At 58.1% G+C, this 12,285-nt stretch carries 11 protein-coding genes; 4 read left to right on the top strand and 7 right to left on the bottom strand.

Annotated features, from left to right (window positions below; translation table 11 throughout):
- Positions 1-145: 145 nt before the first annotated feature.
- The 5 genes from NKJ26_RS14620 to NKJ26_RS14600 all read right to left on the bottom strand — a co-directional run bounded on the left by NKJ26_RS14620 (position 146) and on the right by NKJ26_RS14600 (position 7,722).
- Positions 146-1,519, bottom strand: a complete 1,374-nt coding sequence (locus NKJ26_RS14620; RefSeq protein WP_352695892.1) for a polysaccharide biosynthesis/export family protein — start codon at positions 1,517-1,519, stop codon at positions 146-148.
- Between the two features lie 148 nt (positions 1,520-1,667).
- Positions 1,668-2,870 carry a glycosyltransferase gene (locus NKJ26_RS14615; RefSeq protein WP_352695890.1) on the bottom strand — a complete coding sequence of 401 codons (1,203 nt, stop codon included), beginning with the start codon at positions 2,868-2,870 and terminating at the stop codon, positions 1,668-1,670.
- A gap of 194 nt (positions 2,871-3,064) precedes the next feature.
- The gene (locus NKJ26_RS14610) at positions 3,065-4,699 is read right to left on the bottom strand and encodes a hypothetical protein (protein ID WP_352695888.1); all 1,635 of its coding nucleotides are present in this window, start codon (positions 4,697-4,699) and stop codon (positions 3,065-3,067) included.
- Positions 4,700-5,044: 345 nt separating this feature from the next.
- Positions 5,045-5,605, bottom strand: a complete 561-nt coding sequence (nusG, locus tag NKJ26_RS14605) for a transcription termination/antitermination protein NusG (RefSeq protein ID WP_352695887.1) — start codon at positions 5,603-5,605, stop codon at positions 5,045-5,047.
- 20 nt (positions 5,606-5,625) lie between these two features.
- Positions 5,626-7,722: a GumC family protein gene (locus NKJ26_RS14600; RefSeq protein WP_352695885.1), complete on the bottom strand. Its 2,097-nt coding sequence runs from the start codon at positions 7,720-7,722 to the stop codon at positions 5,626-5,628.
- Between the two features lie 427 nt (positions 7,723-8,149).
- On the opposite strand from NKJ26_RS14600, the gene NKJ26_RS14595 reads away from it, so the two are divergent.
- From NKJ26_RS14595 to NKJ26_RS14585, 3 genes are all read left to right on the top strand, one after another.
- Complete coding sequence (locus NKJ26_RS14595) at positions 8,150-8,767, top strand: hypothetical protein (protein WP_352598071.1); 618 nt, start codon at positions 8,150-8,152, stop codon at positions 8,765-8,767.
- A 443-nt stretch (positions 8,768-9,210) separates the two neighbouring features.
- On the top strand, positions 9,211-9,852 hold the full coding sequence (locus tag NKJ26_RS14590; RefSeq protein WP_352598070.1) for a Crp/Fnr family transcriptional regulator: 642 nt from the start codon (positions 9,211-9,213) through the stop codon (positions 9,850-9,852).
- A 665-nt stretch (positions 9,853-10,517) separates the two neighbouring features.
- Positions 10,518-10,955, top strand: a complete 438-nt coding sequence (locus NKJ26_RS14585) for a hypothetical protein (RefSeq protein ID WP_352695883.1) — start codon at positions 10,518-10,520, stop codon at positions 10,953-10,955.
- A 70-nt stretch (positions 10,956-11,025) separates the two neighbouring features.
- On the opposite strand, the gene NKJ26_RS14580 is transcribed toward NKJ26_RS14585, so the two are convergent.
- Positions 11,026-11,541: an SRPBCC family protein gene (locus tag NKJ26_RS14580; RefSeq protein WP_352695881.1), complete on the bottom strand. Its 516-nt coding sequence runs from the start codon at positions 11,539-11,541 to the stop codon at positions 11,026-11,028.
- Positions 11,522-11,884: an ArsR/SmtB family transcription factor gene (locus NKJ26_RS14575; RefSeq protein WP_352696028.1), complete on the bottom strand. Its 363-nt coding sequence runs from the start codon at positions 11,882-11,884 to the stop codon at positions 11,522-11,524. The genes NKJ26_RS14580 and NKJ26_RS14575 overlap by 20 nt, the downstream gene beginning before the upstream one ends.
- 98 nt (positions 11,885-11,982) lie before the next feature.
- On the opposite strand from NKJ26_RS14575, the gene NKJ26_RS14570 reads away from it, so the two are divergent.
- On the top strand, positions 11,983-12,168 hold the full coding sequence (locus tag NKJ26_RS14570) for a carboxymuconolactone decarboxylase family protein (protein WP_352695879.1): 186 nt from the start codon (positions 11,983-11,985) through the stop codon (positions 12,166-12,168).
- Positions 12,169-12,285 lie beyond the last annotated feature (117 nt).

Genomic DNA, 12,285 nt, shown 5'->3' with positions numbered 1-12,285 from the left:
ACGACAGGCGCCGCAGCGCGGTGATTGGTGTCTGGACGCACGAATCTTGGTCCGTCGAAGGCTTCATCAGCTCGTGCGCAATCATGGACCTATACCTTCCGTTTCGGCGTAGTGCCGACCGAAAGCGGTGAAGCGCAGGTTCGAGCTATTGGCCGATGGTGCTTGGCTGGAGGGCCGTGCCTTCTGCATTTGGCACCCCGATCGTTCCAGAAGTCTCGGGTGCGTAGAACCCTTTGTTGGCCACAATCGAAACCTCGATGACATCGCCAGCTCGGACTTCCGTATTTTCATCGGCGATGATGTCGTGGGCGACTTTCTGGTCGCGCCTGAAGATGGAAATCTTCACAGAGCCCTGCAGGTCGTCGAACGTCCTCTGTTCGCCATATGTAAAGATGAAGAGAAGCTTGTCGGCGACGTACCTTATTTGACTTTGAATTTTTCCCAGCTCGACCTGCGTGTCCTGGGTTTGCGCGATCAAATCCATTTCATAACTCTGCTTCTTTTTTCGCAGCTCACTCTGCGAATTCAGCATCGTCTGTTGCGCCTGCTCCTGCTGCAGCTCGGTCTGTGCAAGTTCGGCGCGATAGCTGGTATGTGCTCGTTCCGCCGTCATGACGTTCGAATTGGTTATCAGGCCTTTTTCACGCAGTGAGCGGGCAGACTGAAGTTCCTCGAGTTGAATGTTCGCGGTCTTTTCCCGTTCTTTCCGCGCGGCAGCGACCATATCCGCTTCCTTCCTGGCCCGATCCAACGAGACCTCAAGGTAGGAAATGTCGTCCCGATATGCGGCAAGGCGGGCATCCAACTGCGCCTGTTCGGACGCAATGATCTCGGCGGTCAAGTGGCCGCCAAACTCAACTGGCGGATCCGGCGGAGCAACGAAGGACTTGTCCTGCCGGCTTTCCGCCTGGAGCCGGGCGAGCCGAACCTTCAGACGATATTCTTCGATCGCCAGACCTGCGCGCGCGCTGCGCAGATCAGCTATCTGCAGGGCCGGCTCCATATTTCCTACCGCGGTAGCCCGAAAGCCACCGGCTATGGCGAGTGCATGGCGAACCGTTATTCCGGGTTGAAACGGGTACGATCCGGGATGAGCCACCGTTCCGGAGATAAAGAATGGTCGGTACTGACCGATCTCCACTTTCACGAACGGCTCGAGGATGAGCTTCTGCTGCTGGAATGCACGCTGGATGGCCTGCGAAAGGGCGACGGTGGTGAGGCCGCGCGCCTGGACATCACCCAACATGGGAAGTGATATCGAGCCCCGATCATCGACCACGACTTCCAGCGGATAGGACGCCTCGCCAATCACGGATACCCGCAGGACGTCACCGGTGTCGAATATATATCCGTCGGCGCGGGATGCGTCCGCGGTGAGCAGAACAAAGGCAATGGCGAGACCGCCAATCATTGCGAGCATGCGGCCGGCCACAGATTCGGATCTGGGAAGTAGCCGTCTGCGCCAATCCTTCATTCGAAAAGGCTTGGAAGTAAATTGCTGGTCGCCACGCACACGCATCGTCGTACTCCGGTTGTCTTGCCTGTCGTCACGACCAGTCGGCATTCGTCGGCTGGAGGGTGACGGCAGGGTGTTCATTGGATTCGAGCGGTAAGCCTTGGAAATCCGCGCTCCGTCGAAGGAGCAAAAAAATAGAAATCCGTGCAGTCTAAGGTTTGGTTGGCGAGGCCATCGCGAATTCGCGCGTCGTTTGGCCTTGTGGCTGAAAGCGTGACTCAAGAACGGATTGATAAATCAGCTCTACTCTATCGCACATGGCGCCCAGCCCCCAGGACGACAGGTCGGTCAGTTTCGCGCTGTCAGCTAGCCGAGCGCGGTAGTGCTCATTTTCGAGAAGGTCGGCGATCGCCGCCGCTGCGGCGCCGACGTCTTCTGCTGGCGTCACAATTCCATTCACGCCATGCTTCACGACCTCTTCCACTCCCGGCAGATGCGAGACCACACTGGCTCGACCACCCGCCAGATACTGCATGACGACCCGAGGCAATCCTTCTCGCATCGACGTCAGCACACATACATCCGCCAGGCTGATCAGTTGTTCCGGCTTGCTGTGGTAGCCGATCAAACGAACGTTTTTTGCGAATGGGGATCGTGCAATCGCCGATTCGACGATGGACCGCGCCGGCCCTTCACCGGCCAGGAGCAGTCGCACGTTCGGAATTCGGTCGACGACTTGCCCAAATGCTTCAATGAATTCCACGTGGCGTTTTCTCGGTTCCAGTGCAGCCAGCATCAGGATCACCGGTGGCTTAGGCTCTCCGATAGCCGTCCCCAGGAGCAGATGCGGTTCTTGCGGCCATTGCGCGTTCGCGAAGCGTGTCAGATCGAAGCCGGAGTGGACGACGTGGTGCTGATCGGGACTGCCCAAATGATTGGCGATGCAAATGTCGCGCATGGCCTGGCTGACATCAATGAAAGCGCGAGTGAACTTCGCGGCGAGGCGTTCGGCAGCCAGGAACATCAGCCTCTGCGCGGTGCCTACATGCACGAAAGGCAAGATGTGGACGCCATGAATGATGCAAGGGACATTGGCTTCCTTTGCGGCGAGGCGGCCCACGATGCCGGCTTTGCTTTGATGTGTGTGCACGATGTCGGGCTGCCAGTCGCGTATAAGGCGAGTGAGTTGCCCAAATGCAGAAATGTCGCGGGATGGCGAAATCGAGTTGATTAGCTTTTCCAGGGTCACAACCCGAACGGATTCGCCAACGGAGGCCCGTAAACTCGCGTCGTACTCCTCGCCATGAACCAAGATCACTTCGTGGCCGTGCTGCGCCTGAGCGAGACAGCAGGCCAATGTGTTCTCTTCGGAACCTGCCCGAAGCAGTCGGGTGAGCACATGGACGATCTTCATTTGCTTATGTCCTCTGGGGACAGGAAATCGGGGGCGGTGCATCCCATGTGGAAGCTCGAGCGCATCGAGCGGGAGCGTTCCACAACTCCTTCGGCGGCTTTTCCCGCGCATGGCCGGGATGGCTGTCGCCGGCGATCGTGGCAAAGGCTGCCCGTTCGAGTCTGCTATGGTGGTGAATGTCGCTAGCGCTGGTCTTACAGGGACAGCCAGATATGCCTGAACAGGTCCCGACCGACCGCCTCTATGCCGGCGCTCGCGTCAACGGTTCGGATGTTCTTGTCCTTGGCTCGCAGCTGCGCCATCAGCGACAGCCGTGCATCGAACGCTTCTTTCTTGATTTCTCCGGGCTTCCGCTGCTCGGAGACGGCAAAATCTGAAACGAGGTGCAAAGTGAGGTGTGGTCGGCATTCCGCCATCTTCTGATACAGATTTTGCTCGAGGCGGGCGAGGGCAGACAAGCCTCGGATGGAGGACAGGTGCGGGGGGATGGTTGGCCCGTCCAGATATCCGCTGCAGAGCGCCTGAGGCCACCTGTCACAAAAGACGATCAGGCCGCGCGTCGCCCATCGATGTGCGCGTTTCACGACAGCGTATCGCTCGAACGCGATCAAAACTGCCCACAAAGCCAGCCCGGCGGCGACAACTCCTCCCTTCGACCAATTTGTGCTGGAGGAATTTTTGCTGTCGTGCTGGACCAAGGACTTCAGGCGGCGTCTATGGGGAAAAACCAGAGCCTGCAACGCCTTGCGAAGCCACCACCCGTTGCCGTCTCCGGTTCCGACATAGGCTTGCGCGCACCCGAACTTCCATCGAAATATCTGTGTTAGCCGCTCAACCTGTGTGCTCTTCCCCATGCCATCAGGACCTACCAGCGCCACTACAAGGCCACCAGCCGCAGGCCGTCTCTTTGGTGGAAATCTGCCGGGCATCAGGCGCTGAAGGGACCTCAAGGCGAGATACGAGGTCTTGCGGGCTAGATGGACGCCGGCATCGACGATTCCGTAACGACCTGTGAAACCGCACATTTCTCGGATTGAACGCCGTAGCCTGGCCAGATCTCCGCGGTGGATGCCCAAACTGTCCGCGCTTTGCAAAAATCTGCAGCTTACCGTTCTCGCGCCGCCAAATGTGTATTCCAAAACCTGCAGACCTTGCTCGCCTGACTGAAATGGCAAGCGTGCAAATTGGTCCCTCCAACCATCACCGACGGTGATCCATTGTCTCCAAGGCAGTGCCCAGGCCCGAAAGGCGAAGCGAGCAGTTGCTATTCGCATCTCGTCTTCGAGAGAGACGATCGGCACCGATACGCCGTCCACACAAATCGGCTCCCATCGTGTAATCGCCGCATAATCGAATACCGGATATCGCTTACGAAACTCCCAGCCGACCCGGAGCCCGATATGCATGTCGAGATGGAGATAGCGCCCATGCGAAAAGTCAGGCAGGAACCAGTCCTCGCGGCCGGCGCAGACATTGTCGTAGCAGGACAGACTGACGCTGCGACAGCCATGCAGCTTGCTCACTATCGAGCAGAAGGCCGGGTAGTCGTGTTTGTCCAGAAGGACATCCAAGTCGTCCCGGCCCGCAAGTCCGTCTTGCAGGGATGCGAGATCCTGAATTATTCCGTACTTCAGGCCGGCCTCGTTGAATGCTCGAAACAGTTCGGCGGCGATCGGCAGGACTGATGCCGCTTCGGGCAGCAGGGAGGGTGCGCTTCGGTGGGTTTGAGATAGCCCACCTGCGTCTGCTTTGCTGCCCGACAGACCCGCCCCAACCACCTTGGCTGGCGCCGGAACATTCATTTCCGCCGTCAACGCTTCGGCCGGCATGCTTGCCTTGGCCCCTGGAGCCCAGCGACGATATCGTTGGGGCTGCTGGCCATCCCTCGACTCTCCAGGGTCCGCGGGACGCTGGCTTCCGGGGCTAGATTTGCGTGAGGGTTGCAAGGGGTGTTCCCTGGTTGATCGCGTCGAGGGCTATCCGCTCATCGTCGCGGCTGACTTCGTTGGGACGCAGCACTACCAATGTTCTCGATGTCGGCGCGCGGGCTCGGATGTCGCCTTGCAAGCTGCCGCAGTGAGGGTGAATTGGGTGCCAACTCATTCCTCGTTGCCGGGCGGTTTCGACGTCTTTCGTGAAAAAAGTATAAAGTAATGAAAAATACTGCCCTAATTTCAAGCAACAACGGAAATATTATTTCGGTTCATGACAATCGGGATTGAATGGTTCATGATATCAAGGAGAATTCTGACCGCTCCAGCGCTGCCAACATGATCAAGAACGCCAAGTTGATCAGAAAAGGGCCCATCTATAATTCTAATTCTTTGCCCTGGCCTCAATAGAACGTCCGGGTGCAAAATTCCGTCGTCGTCGGTTGCCGATATCAAAGACTCAACCACACCGTATGGTGCCGCTATCGGCATTCCTTTGCTCATGACAAGTTTCCGGACGCCGACGGTTGAGTTGATCGGATACCAACTCTGCTGCTGAGCGAGCGAGACGAACAGATAGCAGTCGAAATACGCACTGGAGACGGTTCTGACAATGCGAGCGTGGCGCACGGTTCGCCTCCGCTTGGGCAGATAGGTTTGGAAGTTTTGCGATAGCAGGTGCCGCTCTGCCAGGCTCTCCGAATGCTGGTGCGTCTGGACCACACACCAGCGCGCAGGTTCCCCTTCGTGGGTTTTTCCTGCCGGCTCCGGGAGACGATCATGGTATAAGTCAGCGTGCTGCATGGCGGAATATTTCTCTTGCTCTAGTTGAGATAGTAACTGTCCGAAACACCACTTTCGAGGGACGTGTAGCGGCCATATTTCGGCAGCTTTGGTTCGTCCACCATTGTCAGGGCGATGCCGGCAATCTTGGACCGGCCGCCCAGATGTCGAATTCCTTCGGCAACGGCCTCGCGTGAGGTTTCACGCCACCTCACGACAAAGAGGACTTTGTCGACATACCTCGCCAGGATCGAGGCGTCGGCCGCAGGTCCAACGGGTGGTGCATCAATGATCACCGTGTCGAATTTTCCGCGAAGCTCCTCGAGCACCGAGCGCATTCGCACCGAAGCAAGAAGGGCAGGCGGGTTCCGGGTCTTTGCGCCGGCAGGAAGCAGGGAAATCCCCGAGCGTTCGTCCAGATGAATTGCGTTTGCGGCCTTCACCGGCAAAGTCAGAAGGTCGACCAGTCCGACCTTGTCCGCCATGCCGAAGAAGGTCGTGGCAGCCGAAAGCCGCAAGTCCGCATCGACGACCAGAACCCGTTCGCCGTCGGCCGCGGCGGAGCAGGCCAGGCTCAACACCAGGGTTGTCTTTCCTTCGCCGGGCATCGCCGACGTCACCAGCATGATGCGCGGCAGACGACCCTGTTCCGGTGTCGCATCGATGCCCAGGCGGAGCCGCCGCACGGCTTCGCTATATCTGGATAATGGTCTGCGCTCGAGATAGGCCACAGGCTGGGCTTGGGACTGGGCGTCTCTCGACCAGCCCGACATCCTTGGCATGGACGCAAGAACCGGAACGGCCAGCTCGTCCTCTATCTGCTTCTTTGCCATGAAGCCGGAAGCGAAAAGTTCACGAAGAACGGCGCCCGCGCCTCCGACGAAAAGGCCGAGGACAAGTCCCAGGGCCGCAAAAAGAGGCCTGTTCGGGAAGCTTGGCGAATTCGGGACACCCGCATCGGTGATCACACGTACGCCGCTGTTGAGGAGGGTGGACTTCTCCTCGGTGAGCTTGGCGCGTGAAAGGAATGTCTCGAAGAGCTCCTTGTTCGCGGCGGCAATCCTCTCCAGATCGCGCAACTGGACGCCAACCTGACCTTCGATCTCGGATCGGTTGGATACGGAATCCAAGGCCCGGCTCAGAGAAGCTTCCCGGGCTTCGGCGGCGTCGACTTCATTCTTTAGATTGCCGATGAGACGTTGGACTTCAGCGGCAATCTGTCCTTCGATGTCGCGGCGCTCGGCTTGGGCCGTCATGACATCCGGATGCCGTTCGCCATATTTCAATTTGAGGTCGGCTTCCCGCCGTGTCACTCCAGAGATCTGAGCCCGAAGTGCGCTGATCACCACGGACTGCAATACGTCAGGTATCGACTGGATGTCGCCGCCGTTAGCCAGCAATTTGTCAACTTGTTGAAACTGTGCCCGTTTCTCGGACAATTCGGCGCGTGCGTTAATTAACGCGATATTCAATTCGGACAGCTGCTGGTCAGTCAAACTGCCTGCTGGTGTCGCCAATAGATTGTGATCGATCCGAAATTTCTGAACAACTTGTTCCGAACGGCTCAGTTCCGCTCGCAGGGATGCCGCGCGCTCACTGAGCCATGTGGATGCTTTCCTGGCGCCATCGTAGCGCGACCTTACTCGATCAGCGAGATAGGTTTGGGAAATCGCGTTCGCCAGGGATGCTGCTTTTTCCGGGTCGTAAGCGGTCACTGAAATCTCGATAACGTCCGCCATTCCGACGCGCGAGACTCCCAGTGCGCCCTTCAGCCATTCCAATGCCCCCAACCCGATCTTTGGGTCTTCCGTTAGCTTTTCACTGTCGACGACGTTCTGGAGGAGCGAAGTGGATCTCAGAACTGCAATCTGGCTTTCTATAAATGTTGAATTGTCGGAAAAATCAGAATTCGAATAATCCTGCGGCGTCATGTAGTCGATTGGAGAATCGAGTAAGACTTGTGCGACACCGGTATACGATGGAGGAAGGACATAGGCGGCCACTACAAACATGCCGAAGGTAAGTGCAGCAATGCTGCACACCAGCTTCCATCGCCGTAGAAAGAAATCAAGGATCTCCCTCACGTCGAGCGGAAGCAACTCTCGGGTTATGATCGGATTGTTAGTTGGGCTTGCCATTTCCGAATCCCCACAATCAGCAGCACAACCCCCGCCCCTCCAGCGTCGGCTGAATTTGCTTCACTTTAAAATAGCTCGGGCAGCTGCCTGTAAGCGCTCAAAGCGCACGAAATGTAAGGGCTCGCGCCCCGCCATGCGGCACGTCCAAATCGCTCTCTTCCGCCCCACTGACCGATCGCGTCGCCGGTCAGTCGGAAACATAACAGCTTCGCGGATATCCCCGCCATTACCATTATTGAGTAGTAAATCGGCTAAAGGTCGGTCTGGTCTACCCGACAAGCCTTTCAGATCTTAGGAAGTCGCCGGGACGATGACGATATATCGCCCTTCCGGGAGGTGTAGAACGCTGTAGCGTGCACGGCGTGCAGGAGCGCGTGCAGCTCCCGACGACAAGAAAGCGGCCGATCTCGTCTGGTCTGGGGTTGATATGGATGCTTACAGCCAAATTGTTGCGGGCCTTTTAGATTGGGTCGCCAACAGACCGCTAGCCATTCTGATGTTGTCCGCAACCTGGCCGTTGATACTTCTTCTGCAGAAGGGCCGGTTTCTGGGCTATGGGGCCCTTGCCGTTTTTATTGGAGCTGGCACTTTGATTGTGTTCGGCATCGAAAATCCTGTGGGAGCAGTCATTGTCGTACTTGCCTACAGTTTGCTGGTTTCAATGGCGCTGCTTTCCACCCAGAAGCGTCTTAGCCAAATCGAGGATCGTCTTGCATCGGTTATATCGGCCCTTGATGACCTGGAAGTTGCCGAGGAAAGGCGGCAGACTTACAACGCCAAATATCCCTCGAACTCGCGGCTCCACCCGCGCCGAAAGCCGGCAGCCAGGACAATGGATCAAATCGTTTCGGCGGGCGCAACGGAGAGTGAGACGCAGGTGATCCCTGGTCCGCCTTGGCAAGAGTTGCAACCGCCCGATCCACCCCTGGGATCCGCGGTCAGGGCGTCGACTCGAGGAACAACAGGAGCTGACCTGCTTTCAGAAAAGCTTCGAACAAGGCTTTCAAGTCGTGCAGCTCTGCTTGGCGGGGGTTCAACCAAATGAACGTTCGGTACGTGGATTTATAAGAGTCGGCTTGGGCGAGATGGTTAGATCTCATCCCGATTGCCCTCACAAATCGTTGCCAATGGTCCACACGGCACGAAGGTGCCGCGCCAAGAGGATCGACATTGTGGCCCCTGCATGTCGATCAGCCAGTGCGTCGCGACGCTGTTGGCAGGCCGGGCGCCGCACGGCGATAACCGTTCCGGAGGCATGAACGTACATCCAAGGTGGTAAGGTTGTACCAATGGCGGTAGACTGCGACGCCATTCGGATGAAAAGATACATGGAACTTTTTGTGTCGTTGATGGGTTTTCACATTTAGCATGATCGGAGGGGCGATCGCGGGTGGGGGTAATCAAGGCAAAATGAGCTTATCAAGGCAGGCTCTTGAATTGGCGAGGGGACGTACGCTCGTTGACGCGAGTTGGGAAAGGGGAATCTCTGTGCTGCCGGGGGCTGTCCGCCGCCTTTATCCGGCGAACACGACGATTGCACGCGAGCATCAGGCCAAATCCTTCATCCTAGTTATGACCGCCGGGTGGGCGGCATTCGCCAAAACGTTGCGGAATGGCTCGCGTCTGATCGTCGATTTTGCGCTTCCTCGCGAAATTGCCTTGATCGAGTTCTGCGGAGAAGGGGGCGAGACGGTAACCGCTCTCTCCGATGTTACCGCGATCGAGCTGACCGGTCCTGTCCATACTTGTTTTTCGCGCTATCCGCAGTCGATTTGCGAGGCAATCCTGCTGGCTGAGGCAAGGCGCTACTCAAGGGTTGCGGAACATCTGGCAGGAGTCAGCAGGCGGGGACCTGTGGAACGCACGGCTCATTTTCTTCTCGAGCTGGGCTGCCGAGCACATCGATCGGCAACGAGTTACCCGGATCGCTATGAATGCCCGCTGACCCAAGCCGAGCTGGCCGACGCGTTGGGGCTTTCAGCTGTGCATGTAAGTCGCGTGTTGAAGGATTTGAGGGAAAGCGGACTGGCTTCATTCCGCAATGGTGTGGTCGAGTTGCACGACCATGCGGGACTTATCAAAACGGCCGGATTTGATCGGTCTTATATTTCGAGCTGGCACCAAGCGTAATTTTGGTCTCGCCGCGCTCCCTGGCTTCGCTGTCGGTCTCTTACTGAGACGCCCCCCAATCGTCGCCGCCACCAGCTCGCAGGGAAAATGGCCGATGCGGGGGGGCAGCCCTTTGGGGGTGAGGACCGCACCGGCCACTGCAGCGGGCTTAGGTTACGCACCCGCACCGATCAATTTTACAGGGTATGGCAGCAAGGGCGCAATTAATCCTATCGGTGGTGCCCAGTGTAGCCGAGTGCTGATATCGGGATTAGGCGGCGTTGGCCCGCAAGGGAAAAACGGGAATGGCCGGGATGAAAAACGTCAACGACGCACGGCGCCAGAATCGAGCGCCAGAATCGAGTGCAAGGATTCCACCAGCGCGAATCCGGCGCAACGCGGTCCATCTTCCAGCAGGCGGCGCCACGATAGCCGATGCGGCGCGACTTCGCGCTCAGCCACTCCGCCGGGACCTCTTGATTTAACCAGCCTTGCTGCCGAGACAGACCGCTCCAACGTCGGTTCGTGGCGGCTTTTGGCGAGGCGGAGCTTTCCGAACCAGATCGCCTGATGCTACTCGCCGCCTAGGTCTTTTGCGTTGTGAGCTCATCCAAGTAGTGGAATGGACTGAACGTCATATGAGGCCGTAGCGTTCCTTTTTTGGCGTGGGGCTTGGGGAAGGCCGTATGACGATACCGTTGGAAATCAAAGACTTTTTAGAAATTGGGGCGTACCGGCGAACCATCAGGACACTCGACTACGCCTATGACCTCGACCTGGCAAATGCTTGCACGCCTGCGGAGCGGGAAAAGGCCGAGTACCGACATTATTGGGAAACGTTACTATACTACGAACAGATCGCCGAGATAAGAACTCGGCGACTGATCCGGAAGGCGGGCCGTCTCAATATGCCGATTGGCTACGCAGACGACGACAGCCCAATGTGGAGGAGATCGTCTCAGCTCAACAGCTGGGTGCTGACGCCACTTGGTTACGCTGAAGTCCAAAATATGATCAATCAGAAGCGCAAAGGCCGCCGAGTGCGCGCCACTGCCTGGGTTCGTGTGACCATCGGCTCACTCACCCGGCTAGTATCTGTTTGGCTGGTTGCGCGCGGGCAGTAGCTCTCGGGTGAAGAGCAGGAGACCGCGCGTCGCGTATGCTGGCGCCGGCGAACGCCGACCGCGAGACCGACTATCTCGCGCTCGCGCCCAGCGTGACGAGAAGCTCGTCCAGTTGCTCAAACGTCTCGCCCATCGCATCCGCCGCCCCGGTGCCGGCAGCGTCGAGAGCTTCCTTCGAAGGATAGAGTTCGTGCATGACCAGCAGCGTCCTGTCGCCTTTTTCCTCGAAGGTCACCGTGGTGACGGGTCCACCGTCACCACCTTCGTCATTGGTCCAGACGAGGCGCGAGTGCGGCGTCACTTCGATATACCTGCCGAAGAACTCGGCAGGGTTTGAGGCATCGTGGCCGAACACCAAACGGTATCTGCCCCCGGTACGAACATCCATCTCGCAGGAACGCAGCAACATGCCCATCGACTTCGGCGCCCACCACCGCATGAACAGCTCGGGCTTGGTCCACGCCTCGAACACGATGCGCGCCGGTGCAGCAAAGGTTCGCGTAACGACGAGCTCACGTTCGGACTTCCGCTCCACCGTCGTGCGGTTCTTCATGGGGTTGGGCTGACTATCTTTTCTTCCGTCCATCGACTTTCTCCTTCCGTTTCAATTCCTCGACAACCTTGTCCAACTCGTCGAAGCGTGCGTCCCAGAGCTGGCGGTGCCTCTCGATCCATGCGGCCTCTTCCTCCAGCCGGTGCAGGCCGAGCTTGCAGGTCCGCACGCGCCCCATCTTCTCCGTGGTGACGAGCCCCGCCTGCTCCAAGACGCCGACATGCTTCTTCATGCCCGTGAGGGTCATGTGGAACTTCTCGGCAAGATCCGTGATCGAAGCGTCTGCACGCCCGAGCTGCTCCAGAACGCCGCGTCGGGTGGCGTCCGAGAGCGCGGCGAACGAGGCATCGAGGCGGGTTTTGGTATACTGAACCATTCGGTTCAGTATGTAACAGATGGATTGGCGGCACGCAAGGGGAGGCCCCATGCGGGCCGTATCTCCCGCCCTTGCCAAGTACACCGATGGAGCCGTCTTTGGCGACCTCTGGAAGTGTCCGGACCTGTCGCCACGCGACCCGCAGTGTCGTGACGGTCGCGGCTCTGGTTGCCAAGAACCAGGTGGTCGAAATGGCGTTCCACGTCAACGTCGCGCTGGACAACGGCGTGAAGCCTGCCGAACTCTCCGAGATCATCACCCAAGGAGGTCTTCGCCGCTCCTAAAGCGCTCGCGCGGGCGATCCGACGGCCTAGAAACCTACAAGTTCTCGACTTCCGAAAAACTTGCCGTAATATCGATCCAGCTCAGGGTTCAGGTGTAGATAGCGGCTTATCCGCTCC

Origin of the sequence: Mesorhizobium sp. M0152, assembly GCF_040322415.1 — a bacterium.
Taxonomy (GTDB): domain Bacteria; phylum Pseudomonadota; class Alphaproteobacteria; order Rhizobiales; family Rhizobiaceae; genus Mesorhizobium.
Note: the sequence above shows the minus strand (reverse complement) of the source record. Positions and strands in the feature narration are given on the sequence as shown.